Source organism: Lentzea sp. CA-135723, from assembly GCF_050936595.1.
Lineage (GTDB): Bacteria > Actinomycetota > Actinomycetes > Mycobacteriales > Pseudonocardiaceae > Lentzea.
In genome coordinates, this window is sequence record NZ_JBNJMK010000001.1 from 831156 (window position 1) to 850215 (window position 19060).

The 19060-nt window shown below is 70.0% G+C and carries 4 protein-coding genes; all 4 read left to right on the plus strand.

The genetic code is table 11. From position 1 onward, the window contains the following. Positions 1-25: 25 nt before the first annotated feature. From ACQEU1_RS03450 to ACQEU1_RS03465, 4 genes are read left to right on the plus strand one after another with little or no spacing between them, the layout of a single operon-like run. Positions 26-6445 (plus strand): amino acid adenylation domain-containing protein, encoded by a 6420-nt coding sequence (locus ACQEU1_RS03450; protein ID WP_433196114.1) that lies wholly within the window; start codon positions 26-28, stop codon positions 6443-6445. Next, positions 6442-14205 (plus strand): amino acid adenylation domain-containing protein, encoded by a 7764-nt coding sequence (locus ACQEU1_RS03455; protein ID WP_433196116.1) that lies wholly within the window; start codon positions 6442-6444, stop codon positions 14203-14205. The genes ACQEU1_RS03450 and ACQEU1_RS03455 overlap by 4 nt, the downstream gene beginning before the upstream one ends. After that, on the plus strand, positions 14202-17261 hold the full coding sequence (locus tag ACQEU1_RS03460; RefSeq protein WP_433196118.1) for an amino acid adenylation domain-containing protein: 3060 nt from the start codon (positions 14202-14204) through the stop codon (positions 17259-17261). Before ACQEU1_RS03455 ends, ACQEU1_RS03460 begins: the two co-directional genes overlap by 4 nt. After that, positions 17242-18954 (plus strand): non-ribosomal peptide synthetase, encoded by a 1713-nt coding sequence (locus tag ACQEU1_RS03465; RefSeq protein WP_433196120.1) that lies wholly within the window; start codon positions 17242-17244, stop codon positions 18952-18954. The genes ACQEU1_RS03460 and ACQEU1_RS03465 overlap by 20 nt, the downstream gene beginning before the upstream one ends. The last annotated feature ends 106 nt before the right edge of the window (positions 18955-19060 follow it).

Genomic DNA, 19060 nt, shown 5'->3' on the forward strand with positions numbered 1-19060 from the left:
GACGTCTATGGGACCTGGGGGGCCTGTGCGACGGAATATCATCACGACCCTGCACGACCATGCCGAGGCGCGGGCTTCGGCACGAGCACTGACTTTCGCGCCGGAACTCGGGCAAGGCGGCTCGCTGACCTACGGTGAGCTGCGGGACGGCGTGTCGGCCACGGCCGGCGCCTTGGGCGACCTGCTGTCCGTCGGCGATCGCGTGCTGCTGTTGCTGCCACCGACGGCCGAGTTCGCGTTCGCGTTCCTCGGCTGCCTGCAGGCGGGCGTGATCGCGGTACCATTGCCGTTGCCCGCCAACGAGTCCGCGCTCCGGCGCGTGGTCACCGTCGCGAAGGACAGCGGTGCTTCCGCGATTCTTTCGGTGGCGCCGTTGAGGGAGTACGTCACCGCCGGGCTCGCCGGTGCACTGGACCTCAGGTGGATCGACGTCGAGACGTTGTCCGGACCTGGTGCGGGGGTGCTCGATCGCGGGTCCGACGACGTTGCCTTCCTGCAGTACACCTCGGGCTCGACCAGTGCTCCTCGCGGCGTGATCGTTACGCACGGCAACCTGATGGCCAACGAAGCCGCGATCAACAGCGCGTTCGGCGTGCGCCCGGACTCGGCGATCGTCAGCTGGCTGCCGTTGCACCACGACATGGGCCTGATCGGTGGGCTGCTGCAGCCGCTGTACGCCGGAGCGCGAGCACTGATTCTCGATCCGCTGACGTTCCTGCGCAGGCCGGCCTCGTGGCTGGAGGCGATCTCCGCAGAGCGGGCGGACGTCAGCGGCGGCCCGAACTTCGCCTACGACCTGTGCGTGCGAAAGGTCTCCGAGCAGGAGCGGGAGCGGCTTGACCTGAGCTCTTGGCGGGTGGCGTTCAACGGTGCCGCGCCCGTTCTGCCGAGGACGCTGCGGGCGTTCACCGACACCTTCGCGGCCACCGGGTTCCAGGCTGCGGCGCACACACCTTGCTACGGGCTGGCGGAAGCGACGCTGCTCGTGGCGAGCGAGTCGCCGGACGAGCCGAGCGCGAGCCGGTCCTTCGACGTGGCCTCCCTCGAGTCGGGCGTCGCTGTGGCGGGCTCGGACGGTGCGGCGAGAGAACTGGCCTCGTACCGGTTGCCCGGCCACGCTTCTGTTCGGATCGTGGACCGCGAGTCCGGCGAGCCGGTGGTCGACGGCCGGATCGGCGAGATCTGCGTTGCCGGGGCGAGCAACAGCACCGGTTACTGGGGAGATCCGGAGACGAGCGGCCGGACGTTCGGCCTCGACCTCGGAGGGGAACGGTTCCTGCGCACCGGGGACCTCGGGTTCGTTGCCGACGCGCGGCTCTACGTCACCGGCAGGCTCAAAGACCTCGTGATCTACCGCGGCCGCAACCTGCACCCGGAGGACATGGAGGCCGACGTCGCCGCCGCGCACCCGGCACTGCGGCCGGGATGCGGGGCGATCTTCAGCACAGCCGACGACGACGTGCTGGTCGTCGTCCAGGAGGTGCGGGCGGGCACGTCGGAAGAACACCACCGGCACCTGATCCACCGCATCCGGGGCGTTCTGGCGCGCAACTACGGCGTTCGCGCGCACACGGTCGTGCTGGCGCCGCCTGGAGCGATCACGAAGACCTCCAGCGGCAAGGTGCAGCGGTTCGCCGCGAGGCAGCGGTTCCTGTCCGGCGACCTGCCGGTGCTGGCGCGGGACGTCTCGGACGCCGAGACCGGCTCGGTGCTCGCCGACCGGGTCGCCGAGGTGAGCGCGGGAAGATTCGGTGCCGCGAACGACCGGGCGAGGGTCGACTGGCTGGCCGATGCGGTCGCCGCGCATCTGCGGGACGTGCTCGGCGCCCAGGACGTTGCCGTCTCCGACACGCCAGCGTCACTCGGCGTCGAGTCGCTGGTCGCGGTGCGGCTGCAGCACGAGATCGAGAACCTGCTCGGGGTGCGTATGCGGCCCAGTGCGGTGCTGCGGGCCGGATCGATCACCGAGCTCGCCCGGACCGCCCTTGATGCCTGCGCCACCGCCGCAGTGGTCCACACCTCCACCGGCCCGAGTCTGACGGAGGGCCAGCGGGCGTTGTGGTTCATCCAGCGCTCCGAGCCGGGCAGCTGTGCCTACAACGTCACGAGGGCGTTCACGCTCGCCGCCGACGTCGGACGGTTGTCCCGTGCGATCAACGCCGTCGTCAACCGCAACGCGTCGTTGCGGCTGAACGTCCGGGACGTGGACGGCGTGCCGGACGCTGTGGTGCGGCCGGACGCCGGCGTCGTGCCGGAGGTCGTCGACGCGCGTGCCTGGACCGGTGAGCAGCTCGACGACTGGATCACACGCCTGGCGACCACGCCGTTCGACCTGGAGCGCGACTCGTTGGTCCGAGTGGGGCTGGCCGACCGCGGCGACGACCTGGTGCTCGTGCTGTCCCTGCACCACATCGTGTGCGACCTCTCGTCGTTGTCGGTGTTGCTGCCCCAGCTCGCCGACGAGTACGAGCGCGACACCCCGGTGCCGGGCGCCCCGTACAGCGAGTTGCCGGCCGAGCTGGAGTCCGCCGCGCTCGCTCGCTCCGACGAACTGGGCGCGTTCTGGCGGGAGCGGCTCGGCGGCGAGCTGCCGGTGCTGTCGCTTCCATCGGCGACCCACCGCAGGGGCTGGGAGGGAACGACGATCCCGTTCCAGGTTCCCGCCGGCGTCCTGGCCCTGCTTTCCGCGTTCGCCCGGCGCGAGGGTCTCACGAAGCACAACGTGCTGCTGGCAACCTTCCAGGTGCTGCTGCACCGCGTGTCCGGCCAGGTGGACCTGATCACCGGTGTGCCCGTGGCCGGCAGGTCGGACCAGCGGCTCGAGTCCCACGTCGGTTACCTGGTGAACCCACTGCCGATCCGGTCCTCGTTGCGGCGCATCGGTTTCCGCGAGTTCGCCCAGGCCGTGCAGGCCCGCGTGCTGGACGCCGTGGACCACCAGGATCTGCCGTTCCCGCTGCTCGCCGGGCTGCTGGACGTGGACAGGGAGCTCGGGGCACCGCCGGTGTTCCAGGCGATGTTCAGCTACTACACGCGGACGCTTCCCGGCGGGGAGACCGCTGCCGGGCTGGTGCTCGGCGACCCGTCGGCGGCACTGGCCTTCGGCGACAGCGTCCTGAGGGCGTACCACGTGCCGGACCCGGCCGCACAGGCCGACATCGCGCTGAACGTCGCGGAACTGGCCGACGGGCTGGAGTTCGGACTCCAGTTCGACGGGGAACTGTTGCCCAGGGCAGTGGCGGAGCAGCTCGTGGCGGCGTACGTCGCCATGCTGACCGCGCTGGCCGAAGACCCCCAGGCCGACGTGACGCGGCTTCCGCTGCTGGACGCGGCATCCCGGGACGAGGTGATCGCGAGCGGAGTCGGCACCCCGGCACAGCGCGAGGACCACTACCTGATGGCGTTCGACCGGCAGGTCTGCCTGAGGCCGGACGCGGTCGCCGTCGACGACGGCACTCTGGCGCTGACCTACGCGGAGCTCGACCGTCGTGCGAACGAGGTGGCGGCGGCGCTGAGCGGCGCGGGGGTGGGCCCGAACGCGAACGTCGTGGTGTGTGCGCAAAGGGACACGAACTACGTCGCGGTCGTGGTGGGCGTGCACAAGGCAGGAGGCTGCTACGTGCCCATCTCCTCATCCGAGGCGCCTGTCAGGGCGAAGCGCATGGTGGCGAAGCTCGACGCCGAGGTGGTCATCACCGACGCCAAGTCCCGTCACCTTGTCGACCACGACGGCGTGCGGGTGTTCGAAGTGGACGAACTACGCGGCGGCGTCTCGATCCGTCCTGCGCCTCGAACGTCTCCTTCGGACAGTTCCTACATCATCCACACCTCGGGTTCGACCGGCGTGCCGAAGCCGGCTGTGGTCACGACCCGAGGTCTGACGAACCACCTGTGGCAGATGGTCGAGCACTTCGGCCTCGGCCCAGATGACTCAGTCGGCCAGACGGCGCCCGCGTCGTTCGACATCTCCGTGTGGCAGCTGCTCGCGGGACTGGTCGCGGGTGCGCGGATCAGAATCGCGGACGCCGCGTCCCCGGCACGGCTCAAGAGCGCGATCGACGGTGACGGCATCACCGTGCTGCAGGTGGTGCCGGTCACGATCGCCGCGTTGCTGGACGAGGGCGTGCACCGCGCTACGAACCGTCTGCGCGCGGTGATCTCCACCGGGGAGGAGCTGACCTGGGACGTCGTTCGACGATGGCACTCCGAGTGCCCGTCGGTCGCGTTGTACAACGCTTACGGCCCCGCCGAGTGCGCGGACGACGTGACGATCTCAGAGGTCACCCGGCGTGATGACCAGACGCGGCGGGTGCCGATCGGGGCACCGCTGCCGAACAGCTCGGCGCACGTGCTGGACGGAGAGCTGGCAGCTGTCCCGTTCGGTGTGCACGGCGAGATCTGCGTGGGCGGTGACGGCGTCGGACGCGGTTACCTGGGTGATCCGCGGCAGACCGCGCTGGCGTTCGTGCCGGACCCCTTCGGCGCGCCCGGTGCCCGGCTTTACCGGACTGGGGACCTGGGCAGGCGCACGTCGAACGGGGTGCTCGAGTTCCTCGGCCGGGTGGACCGCCAGGTCGCGGTGCGCGGTCTGCGCATCGAGCTGGGCGAGGTCGAGGCGGCGCTGCGCGAGCTCGACGGTGTGCTGGACGCGGCGGCGAAGAGGCACGAGACGCCGTACGGCGTGTCCCTGGTGGCACATCTGGCTTTCGGCGGTGACGAACCCGTGCGGGAGCTGACCGGCGACGAGCACCAGCGCATCAGGAGGGGACTGCTGGACCGGTTGCCCCGGCACATGATCCCGTCGGTGTTCGTGAGGACGGGACGCTTGCCGCGGATCGCCAACGGGAAGGTCGACCACGCGGCCCTCCGATACGTGCCCGCCGCCTCGGCCGAGGTCGTGCAGGCCCGCGAGGACCAGGTCAGTGCGGTGGTGCGGGCGAGCTGGTCGGCGTTGCTGGGACGTGAGGAGATCGGCTGGCGCGACAACTTCTTCCTGCTGGGCGGACATTCGCTGCTGGCGCTGCAGATGCTCGACCAGGTGTCCCGCGCTCTGTCAGTCGAACTGGACGTCGAGTCGGTGTTCGTGAACCCGTGCCTGGGCGAGTTCGTGGGGGCCGTTCGGACGGCGCGTCCGCGTTCCGGGACCCCGTTCCGCCCGGCCAGGGGGCCGGTGGTGTACCCGGTGCGCGCGAGCGCCTCGCAGCAGCGGTTCTGGTTCCTGCGGGAACTCGACCCCGGCAGCCCGGTCTACAACATGCCCGGCGTCCTGCGGTTCACCGGTCCGCTGGACCCGGTGGCCCTGGAGCGGAGTCTGCGTGCGGTGCTCGCCGCGCATCCCGTGCTGCTGGCGAGGTTCACCGAGGAGGAGGGCGTGCTGCACTGGGCGCCCGCGCCGGCCGGGGAATTCGAGCTGGCTCAGGCCGACCTGCGCGGGGCCGTCGCCGAGTTCGGGTCGGGGGTCGTGGACCAGGTGGTCGCGGACGAGGCGGGCACGGCGTTCGACCTGCGGCGCGAGCTGCCGGTGAAGGCATTGCTGATCCACAGTGGACACGAGGAGTGGCGGTTGGTCGTCACGATCGACCACATCGTGTGCGATGGGCAATCCCTGCCGGTGTTCCTGCGGCAGCTGGCGGGCCACTACAACGGGCAGCCCCCGGCCGGTTCGGACTACACCTACGCGCGGTACTGCATCGACGAACACGCTTGGCTGGCCACCGCCATCGACCTCACCGACGAGTGGCGGGGCTCGCTCGGCGGGACGGTCGTCACCGCGCCCGCCGAGGCGCCGGGAGGTGCCGCCGGGGCGCCACGGCACTGGTTCGACGTCGGCGAACCGGTGGCCGCGGCAGTCCGCGAGTGCGCCGGCAGGACCGGGACCACGCCGTTCATGGTGTTCGCGACGGCACTCGCCGCGCTGCTGCGTCGAGGCCCGAAAGCGGAAACGGTCGTGCTGGGCACATTGGTCGCAAACCGGGACCACCCCGAGCTGACGGAGGTCGTGGGCCCACTGCTCAACGTGTCGCTGCTCGCTGTGGAACTCGGACCGGCGGACACGTTCCACGACGCGCTCAAACGGATGCGGGACAGTTCGCTGCGCGTGTACCGGTCGCGTTACCTGCCCTTCCAACGGCTGGTGAACGCGGTGGCAAGGAACGCGGATTCCACGAGCACACCGTTCGACGTAATGGTCGTCATGCAGCCCGAGGCCGGGGAGACGCCTGCCTTCGCCGGTGTCACCACCGAGCTGATGGAGATCGACAACGGCACCGCGCCGTATCCGCTCACGCTCGACATCGAGCCCCGCGAGGGCGGCTACCGCTGCTCGCTGCGGTATGCGGGAGACCGTTACAGCGCAACGGGGATCGCGCGGCTGGCCGAGCGCTACCTGAGGGTGCTCACCGCGTGCGCGGTGCACCCCGAAGCAGCCGTCGAGGGGGAGCGATGACCGCGTACGACGTGATCCGGCGCCTGGACTACCTGGGCGTGACGCTGCGTCTGGAGGACGGCAGGATCAAGTTCCGCTCGGTCGGGGCTGAGGTCCCGCCGGACCTGCTGGCGGAGATGAAGGCGCACCGCGACGACATTGCGGGCGTGCTGGAGGAACGGGCCGCGGTCGCAGGGCCGCGCGCCGGTGGCGGCAGCGGTGAGCTGTCCTGGGGCCAGCGCGGCCTGTGGTCCTCCAGCCAGCTGGTGCCTGATACGAGCGTCTACAACATCTGCGGTGCGCTGCGGTTGCGTGGTGCGCTCGACGTCGGCGCGCTCGCCACGGCACTGGATGCCGTCCGATCGGCGCACCCGTCGTTGCGGACGGTCTTCCCGGCCGAACGTGGTGTGCCGCGGCAGGTCGTGCTGCCGATGGTGGGAGAACCGCTGGTAGCGGTGGAGGTCACCGCAGAGGAATGCCTGCGCCGGTGCGAGGAGCTGGCAGGCACACCGATCGCGGTCGACTCCGAGCCGCCGTTGCGCGCGCGGTTGTTCCGCCTGGCGCCCGGCGAGCACGTGCTCTTCTTCGCCGTGCACCACCTGATCGCGGACGGCGAGGCTGTTCGCGTGCTGGTCGACGACCTGGCCCGTGCCTACAACGGACAGGAGCTGTTCACCAGCGACCTCAGCGTGGTGGACTACGCGACCTGGCAGCGCGACTGGGTGGCTCGCGCGGACAACGGCGCGGCGCGGCGGTTCTGGCGCGACCAGCTGGCCGACCCCTGGCTGGGCCTGCTGCCGTTGCCGCAACCCGTCCTGGGGCAGGGCGGCGGCGAGCACGCGGTCCGGTTCGACGCCGTGACCACGGCCGCGCTGCGCGCCCTCGCCCGCTCGTGCCACACCAGCCAGTTCGTCGTCATGTCGGCCGCGATCTCGATCTTGCTGGCGCAGGTCGCCGACCGGCGGGAACTGGTCGTCGGCACGCCCGTGGCCAATCGCGACCGCGAGGGCCTGGACCGGTTGATCGGACATCTGGTCGCGATGGTGCCGCTGCGGGTGGACCTGACCGGCCGCCCGGCGTTCCGGGACCTCGTCGGGCGCGTCAGGTCGGCTCTGCTGAGCACCGTCGAGCACGCGCGGCTGCCGGTCGAAGTAGTGCGCGACGAGCTGGGAGTCCCTGCGGTGACGAAGGATGGTGGCCTGTTCAACGTCGTCGTCACCGACGTCGGCGCGGCCATCCCTCCGCCGCGGTTCGACGGTCTGGAGACGTCCGTGCTGGACGTCCGCCACAACAGCGCCAAGTACGACCTGAACTTCCTGGTCCAGGACGACGGCGACACGCTGTCGGTGGCGGTCGAGTTCGACCGCGCGGCCATCGGTGATGAGGACGTCGCCGCGCTCGGCATGCTGCTCGGCCGGATCGTCGGCCTGGTGCTGCCGGCCCCGGATCGGCCGGTCGCCGATCTCTCTTTCGGTGACCACGACTGGTCCGTCGGCGCTCTGCCGCTGAAGGCGCCCGCCGCAGGGGACTCACTGGCCGGCCGTTTCGCGGAGGTCGTCGCGCGGCGCGGGGACGCGGTGGCGTTGCGGCACATGGGCGAGACGCTGTCCTATCAGGAGCTGGGCGACCGGACGGACGCCGTCGCACGCGGTCTGCGGGCACGGGACGTCCGGGCAGGCGATGTCGTCGCCGTGATGTTGCGCCGCGGCATCGACCTCGTCGTGGCCATGCTCGCCGTGGTGCGCGCCGGGGCCGCGTACCTGGTGCTGGACGAGGCGTGGCCGCGGCCGCGGACCGACGCCATCACCGCAGACGCCGGGGTCCGCCACGTCATCGATGCCGACACCCTGCAGTCGTTGGCGGAACAGAATTCCGAGGCACCCGAATGTCCGCCGGTGCCGCTCGACGCCGTCGCGTACGTCATCTACACCTCCGGTTCGACTGGCACGCCGAAGGGCGTGCACGTCACGCACCGCAACGTGCTGAGCCTGCTGGACGGTACGAGCGCGGAGTTCGGGTTCGGCGAGCAGGACACGTGGACGCTGTTCCACTCGTGTTCCTTCGACTTCTCGGTGTGGGAGGTGTTCGGAAGCCTGCTCACCGGTGGCACGCTCGTCGTGGTGCCGTCGTGGGTTGCCAGGGAGCCGGAGGCCTTCGGCCGGTTGCTGGAACGCGAGCGTGTGACGGTGCTCAACCTGACGCCGTCGGCGTTCTCCGTGTTGTTGCCCACGGTCGCCGAGCATCCGGACCGGGTCCGGGACGTTCGGTACGTGATCTTCGGCGGAGAGGCGTTCGACCACCGGCTCGCCGAGCGCTGGCACAAGATCGCCAGTGGTGACCTGGTCAACATGTACGGCATCACCGAGACGACGGTGCACGCGTCGTGGCAGCGCAACGCGCCCGGCCCCGCCGTGTGGCAGGCCAGCGACATCGGAGGGCCTCTGCCAGGAGGGTCGCTGTACCTGCTCGACCGCGACGGGCGACCGTGCGCGGACCGCTGCGCCGGTGAGATCCACGTGGGCGGAACCGGTGTCAGCATCGGGTACCCCGGCCGGGCCCGGCTCACCGCCGAACGTTTCGTGCCCGACCCGTTCAGCCCTGTCGCCGGCGCCCGGATGTACCGGTCGGGAGACCTGGGACGGCGGCGTGGCCGACACCTCCACTACCTCGGCCGCGGTGACGGTCAGGTGCAGCTCAACGGATTCCGGGTCGAACTGGCCGAGGTCGAGCACGGGCTCACGACGCAGCCAGGGGTCGCCGCCGCGGGCGTCGCCGTGTCGGACGGGCGATTGGTGGCTGCCGTGGTGGCCGCGAACGGCATCGACCTGGAGGCCGCTGATGTACTGCGCGAGGCACGTTTGACGCTGCCGCGCTACATGGTGCCATTCGCGGTGTCCGTTCTCGACGCGCTTCCCCTCACGGTCAACGGAAAGCTGGATCGCGCCGCCATTGCTGCTGCCAGGTCCCGAGCATCCGCAAAGGACGCTGTAGCGCCTGACGGCCCGGCGGAGCAGGCGCTGGCCGAGGCCTATCAGGAGGCGCTGGACACCGGCGCCGTCTCGTCGGCAGACGACTTCTTCGAGCTGGGCGGCGACTCCATGCGCGCCATCCGGCTGGTGGCGCTGGCCAGGGAACGCGGTGTGCATGTGACGGTGCGGGACGTCTATGCCAAGCCGGTGCTGGCGGACCTCGCCGCGGTGAGCGGTACCGCCGAGCAGACCGGGACCAGGACCCCGCCGTTCGGCCTGCTCCCCGAACGAGTCGCGAAGTCGTTTCCCGACACCGTCGAGGATGCCTACCCGATGACCGCGCTGCAGACCGGCATGGTCTATCACAGTGAGCTCGCCCCGGAAGCGGGCCAGTACCACATCGTGCTGAGCTACGTCCTGCGCGCGTCGATGGAACTCGACCTGTTCCGGTACGCCCTGGAGACCGTTGTGGCCGCGCACGAGGTTCTGCGTGTCCGGTTCGACCTCGGCCATCCGTTCGCACCGATGCAGGTGGTGCACCGCGACGTCGAGATTCCGCTGAGGTACGAGAACATCGAGCACCTCGACGAGAGCAGGCAGACCGCCTACGTCGAGAAGCTGCTGGGGGAGGAACGCGGAAGGACTGTTGAGCTCACGACGGCACCCCTGTTCCGGTTCGTCATCGTGGTGCTCTCGCCGACGAGCTTCCAGGTGGTCTTCACGCACCACCACGGGATCCTCGACGGGTGGTCGGTCAACCTCTTCTTCGAGGAGTTGGCGTCCAGGTATCTGGACTTGCTGGAGGGCAGGCCGGCGCGGCCTGTCACCAAGCCGCGCAGCGGATTCGCCGACTACGTGGCACTCGAACGGGGGGCATCGCGGGATCGGGCGAACCAGGACTTCTGGCGCGAGCGGACCATGCCGACCACCGACCTCGCGGAGGAACGGACCGGCCCGCCGCAGATGTGTCACGAGCAGGTGTCGCTGCCGGACGGCCTCGTGGACGACCTCCGCGCGGTCGCCGCAGACGCCGGAGTGCCGCTGAAGTCGATGCTGCTCGCCGTGCACATGCGGGTGCTGGCCTGGCTGTCGGGTAACGACACCGTGGTCACCGGTCTCACCGTGGCCTGTCGCCCGGAGGAACCGGACGCGGACAAGGTGCTGGGGCTGTTCCTGAACAACCTGCCGATCCGCGCGGAGATCGGCGGCCAGACATGGGCCGAACTGGCCAGGGAGCTCAGCGCGGGTGAGCTGGAGCTGATGCGCCACCGCTGGTACCCGAACGCGGCGATCCAGCAGCAGTACGGCACTCGGCCGATCGTGGACACCGGATTCAACTTCACCGACTTCCACGTCACGCACGACCTGGTGCGCAGCGGCCGACTGGAGATCATCGGCATCGCCGAGCTGGAGTCCACCCACTACGCGTTCGACGCGGGTTTCGCGGTCGACATGCGCACAACGCAGCTCAAGCTGTCCTTGGACTTCGATGCCTCGGTGGTGCCGCGGGCGAAGGTCGACTTGGCGCACCGGGCGTACCGCAACGCGCTGGCGGGGCTGCTCGCTCAGCCGAACTCCTCCTGCCGTGCCACGGTTCTGCTCGGTGCCGACGACGAGGCGAGCACCATCGAGCGTGGCCGTGGCGAACGAGCCCCCGGTTCCGGCGACACGCTCCACGCGATGTTCGAACGGCAGGCGCTGGACAAGCCGGACAAGCCCGCGGTCGAGACACCTGACCGGGTATGGACCTACCGCGAACTGAGCCTGCGCGCGGAAGCCATCGCGGAACAGCTGGTCGCGCATGGCGTCGGCGCGGGCGGAACGGTCGGCGTCATCATGCACCCGACCGAGGACCAGGTAGCGGCATTCCTGGCCACGCAACGAATCGGAGCCGTCTACGTTCCGCTCAACCCCGACGACGGCTGGTTGCACCACGCCCACGTCGTCACCAGCGCGTCGATTCGCGTGGTCGTGTCGGCTACGAGGCTGCGCGACAGCTTGACGTGGCTCAGCGGGCACGGCGTCCCGCTGCTGCTGGCCGAGGAGGTCCCGCACAGGCCTTCCGCACCTGTCGCGGTGGCGACAGGCCTACCGGCGAAGGCACCTTCCTACATCATCTACACCTCCGGTTCGTCGGGGAACCGGAAGGGCGTGGTCGTCGGTCACGACTCGATCGTGAACCGGCTCTCGTGGGGCAGACAGCACTTCGAGCAGGATGACGTCGACAAGGTGTTGCTGACGCACAGCATCAGCTTCGACGCGCAGGTCGGCGAGATGATGGAGACGATCGTCGCCGGCGGCACCCTCGTGACGCTGCCGGACGGTGGTGGCCGCGACACGGAACTCATCGCGGCCGCGGTGCGGGACCACGGAGTCACCCGCCTGGAGCTGACGCCCAGCCTGCTGCACGCGTTGTGCGACTCGCCGACCTCCGCCGAGGACCTGGCGACTCTGCGCCTCGTGCAGAGCGGCGGCGACGTGCTGCCGCGCACTCTGGCTGACCGGTTCCTCAAGAATGGCTCTGCGAAGCTGGTGAACCTCTACGGCCTCACCGAGACGACGATCGACGCCGCGGTGTGCGACGTAGCCGCGGGCGGCCGGGGTGACGTGCCGATCGGGAGGCCTGTCGGCAACGTCGACCTCCTCATCCTCGACAGCGACATGAACGTCGCGCCCTACGGTGTTGCCGGTGATCTTCACGTCGGCGGCGTGTGCGTCGCCCAAGGCTACATCGGCGAACCGAGGCTCACCGCGCTGAAGTTCGTGCCCGACCCGTGGAGCACGGTGCCCGGCGGGCGGCTGAACCGGACCGGCGACCGCGCGAGGTGGAACGCGGCCGGCGAGGTCGAGTTCCTGGGAAGGCTCGACGGCCAGCTGTCGATCGGCGGCGTCCGCGTCGACCCCAGCGAGATCGAGAGCCAGGCCCGCCTGCACGAGGCGGTGGCCGAGGCCGTCGCCGTGCAACGGCAGCATTCGGACGGCACGGCGTCGCTGACGTTGTTCGTCCGTCCCGCGGAAGGCGCCCAGGTCGACGGGCGGGCCATCAGAGATCACCTGCGGCCGCGGCTGCCGCGCACGGCGCTGCCGCACAGCTACGGGATCCTGGAGAGGTTCCCGCTCACGACGAACGGCAAGATCGACAGGCGAGCGCTGGCCCGGCTGCGGACGACCGACGCGGAATCCAGCGCGACCTCGCCGCGGACATCGCATGAGCAGGAGGTCGCCGATGTCTGGGAGCAGGTGCTCGGCGCCGGTCCGTTCCGCGTGGAGGACAACTTCTTCGAGGTCGGTGGCTCGTCGCTGACCGCGGTGCGGGTGGTGAACCGGCTCCGCGCCAAGTACGGCTCGATGCTGTCGTTGGGGGCGTTCATGGAGGCGCCGACCATCGCGGAGACCGCTGAGGCGCTCGCCGACGCACCCACCGGGGAGCCCTCCGACACCCCGGAAACCGCGGACGACCTGCCGGTGGGCACCGGGCGGTACCCGCTTTCCCAAGCACAGCAACAGATGTGGCTGTTGGAGTCGAAGCTGCCGGGGCTGTCGCTGTTCGGCATGCCGGGGGCTGTGGAGATACACGGCCGACTCGACCTGCCCGCTCTGGAACAGGCGTTCCAGGTGCTGATCGGCAGGCACGAGGCACTGCGCACGCGCATCACCGCTGATGACGATGTGGTGCAGGTCGTCGAACCCGAGGCGCGGTTGGAGGTGGAGGTCGTCGACCTCAGCGACCGTGCCGACCCGATCCCGCGGTGCGAGCGACTGATGGCCAAGGCTGTTCGCGAACCGATCGACTTCTGCCGGGCACCGCTGATGCGGGCGATCGTCTACCGAATCGCGGACGAGCGCCACATCCTGTTCCTCAACGTCCACCACATCATCTGCGACGGCTGGTCGCTGGCGGTGCTGCTCGGCGAGGCGGGCAGGATCTACGCGAGCCTGGTGGCCGGAACGGAGCCCGATCGACTGCCGCCCGCGCTGGGCAGTGGTCAGCTGTCCGCGGCGCGGCGGGAATGGCTGCTCGGCGACGATGCCGCACGCCAGCGCGAGTATTGGCTCGGCAGGCTTGCACCACCGTGGGCCGGACTGGGCGCCGGGCAGGCGACCAGGTTCGCACGGTTCGGCCAGGGCACTGTCGTGGAACGGTTGCGCTCGGCCGCCTGCCGGCTGAAGCTCTCGCGCGCCGACACCGAACGAGTCCGGGAGGCAGCGAACCGACACGTCATGACCGAGTTCATGGTCGTGCTGACGGCGTATGCCTCGACGTTGCGACGGTGGAGCGAGCAGGACGACATACGCATCGCCACGATGCTCGCCAACCGCGCCGGACGAGACGTGGAGGACACCGTCGGTCTGCTCGCGAACACGGCGGTGCTGCGGCTGACCGTGCAGCAGGACGCGGACCCCGTACAGCTGTCCGAGCAGAGCCGCCGGGTGTGCGTTGAGGCGCAGCAGTACCAGGAACTGCCGTTCGAGGACGTGCTCGAGGCGCTCACCGCCGAGCATCCGGACCAGATGCGCGCCGCGCCGTTGTTCGAGGCGATGTTGGTGATGCAGCAGGAGAACCGCGCCACCGGCGTGGTCGCTGACACCCGGATGACGCCCTACCGGTCCGACAGCGGGCTGTTCTCCGGAGCGATCAACGCCACGACGTGCGACCTGGTGCTCAGCGTCATCGTGGAGGACGGGGAACTGGTGCTGGAACTGCGGTACAAGCCCGCGACGCTTGGCCGGGCGGAGGCACGCGGGCTGCTGGACGACATCGGCGCCGCGCTGACGGCGACCGCGGTGTCACTCTGCCAGGAGGCACGATGAACACGGACCTGTTGATCTCGTTCCAGAAGTCAGTGGCGGACACCCCCGGTGCGGTGGCCGTGGCGGAGGACGGGACAACCCGCACCTACGCGGATCTCGACCGCGAGTCGGCCGGCTACGCCTCGGCGTTGCACGCACGCGGTGTCGGGCCCGAGACCGTGGTGGCGATCGTCTCCGACCGATGCGGCCAATACGTCGCGATGGCTCTCGGCGTGCTGCGTGCCGGTGCGGCGTTCGTGCCCGTCGAGCCGTACATGCCCGCGCGCAGGGCACGGCAGTTGTGTGAGACGGCGAAAGCGCACCTCCTGTTCGTGCAGCCAGGACAGGAGAGGTACGCGGCCGGGCTGGGGCCCGAGGTGCTTGTGGCCACCCCGGACGCGGCGGGCGAGACCACCGCCGTCCGGCACCCCGGTGGCCTCGCGTACGTCATCTTCACGTCCGGCTCCACCGGTGCTCCAAAAGGCGTGATGGTGGTGGACGAGGGCATGAACAACCACATCGAGGCCAAGGTCCTCGACCTCGATCTCGGACCGGCGGACGTCATCGGGTTCACAGCGCCGCTGTCGTTCGACATCTCGGTGTGGCAGTGCTTCACCGCGATGGCGGTCGGTGCCGTTGCCGCGGTCGCGTCGCCGAAGAACATTTCCGAACCGGCCGAGTTGGTCGCGTGGGTGCGGCGACAAGGCGTCACCGTGCTGGAGATCGTGCCGTCGTTTCTGTCGGTGGTGGTCGACGAACTGCGGGCCGACGAGGAGCTGCGCGCGGGACTCGGTTCACTGCGTTTCCTGATCGCGACCGGGGAGGCGTTGCCGGCGGAGGTCGCGCGGCGCTGGTACGAGTACTGCCCGGACATCCCCGTGGTCAACGCCTACGGCCCCACCGAGTGCTCCGACGACGTCACGCACCACTTCGTCACCTACGAGGAGTGCGCGGACAGCGCCTTCCCGCCGATCGGCCGGGAGATCATCAACACCCGGATCCACCTCGTGGACGGGCGAGGCCGTGCGGTCGAGCCCGGTGCGGAAGGCGAGCTGATGGTCGGCGGTATCGGCGTCGGCCGCGGTTACATCGCGGACCCGGTGCGGACCGCGCTCGCGTTCGTCCCGGACCACCTGAGCGGAGATCCCGGAAAGCGGTTGTACCGGACCGGCGACCGCGGCATCCGTTCCGCCGACGGGGCCATCGAGTTCCTCGGCAGGCGCGACCGCCAGGTGAAGGTGCGCGGGCATCGGGTCGAGCTGGGTGACGTCGAGGCGGAGCTGCTGCGAGTTCCCGGCGTCGGCGCGGCGGCGAGCGTGCTGTCGGTGGACAGGTTGTACGGGTTCGTGACCGGCCACAGTGGACTTGACGGTGTCGGGGTGCACGAGTGGCTGCGGGCGTCCGCGCCGCACTACCTGTTGCCGCACAGAGTGTTCGTGCTGGAGCGGATGCCCACCAACACGTCGGGGAAGGTGGATCACCGGGCGCTGCTGGCGCTGGTCCCGGACATCGGGAAGACGTCTTCCTCTGATGGTGATGAGCTTGCCGGAGTCCAAGCGGCGTTCGCCGAGGTTCTCGGCCTGCCAGAGGTGCGGCCGGGTGACGACTTCTTCCAGGCGGGTGGCGACTCCCTGCGCGCGATGACGCTGGTCTCGCTGGTGCGCAGGAGGTTCGGCGCACCAGGCACGTCGATGCGCGCGTTCCTCTCCGACCCGACACCTCAGGGGCTGCACGCCGCCGTGCTGGCCGCGAGCGAGACCGGTGAGCAGCGGTCGGGCGAGCTGAGCCCAGGCGCGCTGTCGTCCGGCCAAGAACGGCTCTGGTTCTTGGAACAGCTGCACAGGAACAAGGACCCGCAGCTCATCCGGCTTGCGCTGACCCTGCGCGGTGAGCTGGACGTTCGCGCGCTGAGGCACGGCCTGGAGGCCGTGGTCGCCCGCCACGAGCCGCTGCGCACGGTCTACTCCCAGCAAAGGGGGATCCCCACAGGAACTGTGCGGGCGCAGGCCGACGTGACGTTGGAGGTCGCCGGCGAGCAGGACGATGCGCCGCGCGGTGCACAGCTCTCAGCGAGTGCCGCGCGTCCCCCGCTGATGACCGCCGGTCTCGCCAGGACGGGTCCGGACCTCCACGAGCTCACCCTCGTGCTGCACCACCTGGTGGCCGACGGTTGGTCGCTCACGGTGCTGGGTCGGGAGATCGCCACGTACTACCAGCGGTGGGTCGACGGTGACGCCGAGGTTCCCCTGCCCGAGACCACGTTCGGCCAGTACGTGCGCGACGAGCGCCGCTGGCTCGCCGGCGAGGAGGCTGTGGAGTCCCTGCGTTACTGGACCGAGCAGCTCACAGGCGCTCCGGCGACGATCGACCTGCCGATGGACCGATCGCGTCCGGCGGGGCGGGGCTTCGCCGCGAGCAGCGTCGTCCACGAGCTCACCGAGCAGGAGACCGCCGCCCTCGCCGGCACGGCGCGGAGCTTGAAGGCGACCCCGTTCATGGCGGTCATGGCAGCGTTCTACCAGGTGCTTGCCGACTTCACCGGGTGCGCTGACATTGTCATCGGTGTCGACGCCGCCAACCGGTCGTGGCCTGGCAGCGAGCAGCTGATCGGCATGTTCGTCAACCAGTTGCCGGTGCGCTTCGCCGCGCCCCAGCCGACGTTCGGTGAGCTGCTGGCTCTGGCGCGGCGGCAGTGCCTGGGCGCCTACGAGCACGACCGGATGCCGTTCCACCGGATCGTGGCCGCCGTCAACCCGCCGCGCGAGGCCGGGCGGTTCCCGTTGTTCCAGGTCAAGGTCACCCAGCAGGGCGCCTGGCGTGAGGGCGTGTCACTGCCTGGCGTCGAGATGGTCCCGGTCGCGTTGTCCGAGCCGGAGACGGATGTCGACCTGCTGCTCGACGTGTCCGGTGAGTCGAGCGGGTTGCGGCTCGAACTGATCTACCAGCGTGAAGGTTTCGACACCGCCACGGCGACGGCTTTGGTCACGGCCGTCGGCGACCTGCTGCGAGCGGGAGCGTCGGATCCCGGCGTGTTCCTGGTGAAGGAAGAGAGCCCTGATGACGTCCTGCGTGCATGAACTGGTCGCCGAGCAGGCCCAGCGGACACCGGACGCGACCGCGGTCGCGTCCGGCGACTCCGCCGTCAGCTACCGCGAACTCGTGCGGATCGCGCACCGGCTCGCCCATCGGCTGCGGGAGCTGGGCGCGGGTCCGGAGACCGTGGTCGCTGTGTCATTGCCCCGTTCGGTGGAGCTGGTCACGTCGGTCCTCGCGGTGCTCGTGGCTGGGGCCGCCTACCTGCCGCTCGACCCCGGCGAGCCGGCCCGGCGGCGCGAGCGGATCGTGGCGGACGCCGGAGCGCTGGTCGTGATCACCGAGGAGTGGCTGCGAGACCAGGACCTGACACACCTCCCGGTGACGCCGCCCGAGGTGGACGTCGTTCCAGGCAACCTCGCCTACGTCATCTACACCTCGGGTTCGACGGGGACGCCGAAAGGCGTGCAGGTGCAGCACGACACCGTGGTGGGGTATCTCCTCTGGTGCGCGTCGGCCTACGAGGCCGGGAGCGGCTCTGGCGCCCCGCTGCACTCGCCGGTCGCATACGACATGAGCATCACCACCCTGTTCACGCCGCTGGTCGCCGGCCGGGCAGTGGTGGTGCTGCCAGAGAGTGCCACGGCACTCGCCCCGCTCGCGAAAGCGTGGCCGGGCAACGACTTCAGCTTCGTTAAGCTGACCCCGTCGCACCTCGTCGCGCTGTCGCAGCTGCTGAGTCCGGGCTCGACGGCGACCCGCCGCCTCGTCGTCGGAGGCGAGGCGCTGACCGCGGAGGCACTGCGGCCGTGGGCGTTGAACGCTCCGGACACGCTGGTGGTCAACGAGTACGGGCCGACCGAGACCACCGTCGCCTGCTGCGCCCACGAATTCCGGGCAGGTGCGGTGACCGAGGGACCCGTGCCCATCGGCACGGCGATCGCCGGAGCGTCTCTGCGCGTCCTCGACGAGAAGCTGCAGGAGACTGACGAGGGGGAGCTCTACGTCGGAGGCGCCCCCGTGTCGCGGGGATACCGGGGGCGTCCGGGAACGACGGCGACCGCCTTCGTACCCGACCCGTTCAGCGGTGTGCCGGGTGCACGCCTGTACCGCACGGGCGACCTCGTGCGGTATGTCGGCGGAGAACTGGTTTACCTGGGGCGCGCGGACCCCGAGACGAAGGTCCGCGGCTACCGCGTCCACCCGGCCGAGATCGAGGCCGTGCTGTGCTCGCACGAGCACGTCGACACAGCGGTGGTGACGGCAGGGCCACGGCTTGTCGCACACGTCGTGGGCGGGCCCCAGGTGCCGCTGGACGAGTTCCTGGCCGACCGCCTGCCACCGCACATGATCCCTGCCGAGATCAGGTGGTCGAGCGAGATGCCCCTCGGTCCCGGTGGGAAGGTCGACCGGTCCCGGCTTCCCGGCGCGGCCGGTGCTCATGAGGTCGTTCTCTCGGACGCCGGTGCGCGAACCGCGACGGAAGCCGTCGTGATGCGGGTGTTCGGGGACCTCCTCAGCACACCACCCTTCGACCCGGACGCGGACTTCTTCGCGTTGGGTGGGCACTCGATGCTCGCGGTGCGGGCGGTCTACCTGCTCATCGAGATCACCGGACTCAAGCTGGAACTGGAGTCGTTCTACGACCTGCGCACGGTCGAGGCGATCGCGGCCGAGCTGGACCGCCTGCGGGAGACCGCGGCCGCGGAGCCGGTCGTGCACGAAGGGGAACTGTGACGCCGTGAGGGTGTGCCAGGCTCATAGGCCCCGATACCGGCGGTTGTGGCGGTTGCCGACGGCGAAGCCGGCAGTGGTGAGTGCCGCCGCGACGGTTTGTGCTGTC

What these genes read in the sequence shown, in the direction of transcription:
- ACQEU1_RS03455 (WP_433196116.1), top strand. Translation starts at nt 6,442, where the DNA reads ATGACCGCGTACGACGTGATCCGGCGCCTGGACTACCTGGGCGTGACG.
- ACQEU1_RS03460 (WP_433196118.1), top strand. Translation starts at nt 14,202, where the DNA reads ATGAACACGGACCTGTTGATCTCGTTCCAGAAGTCAGTGGCGGACACC.
- ACQEU1_RS03465 (WP_433196120.1), top strand. Translation starts at nt 17,242, where the DNA reads ATGACGTCCTGCGTGCATGAACTGGTCGCCGAGCAGGCCCAGCGGACA.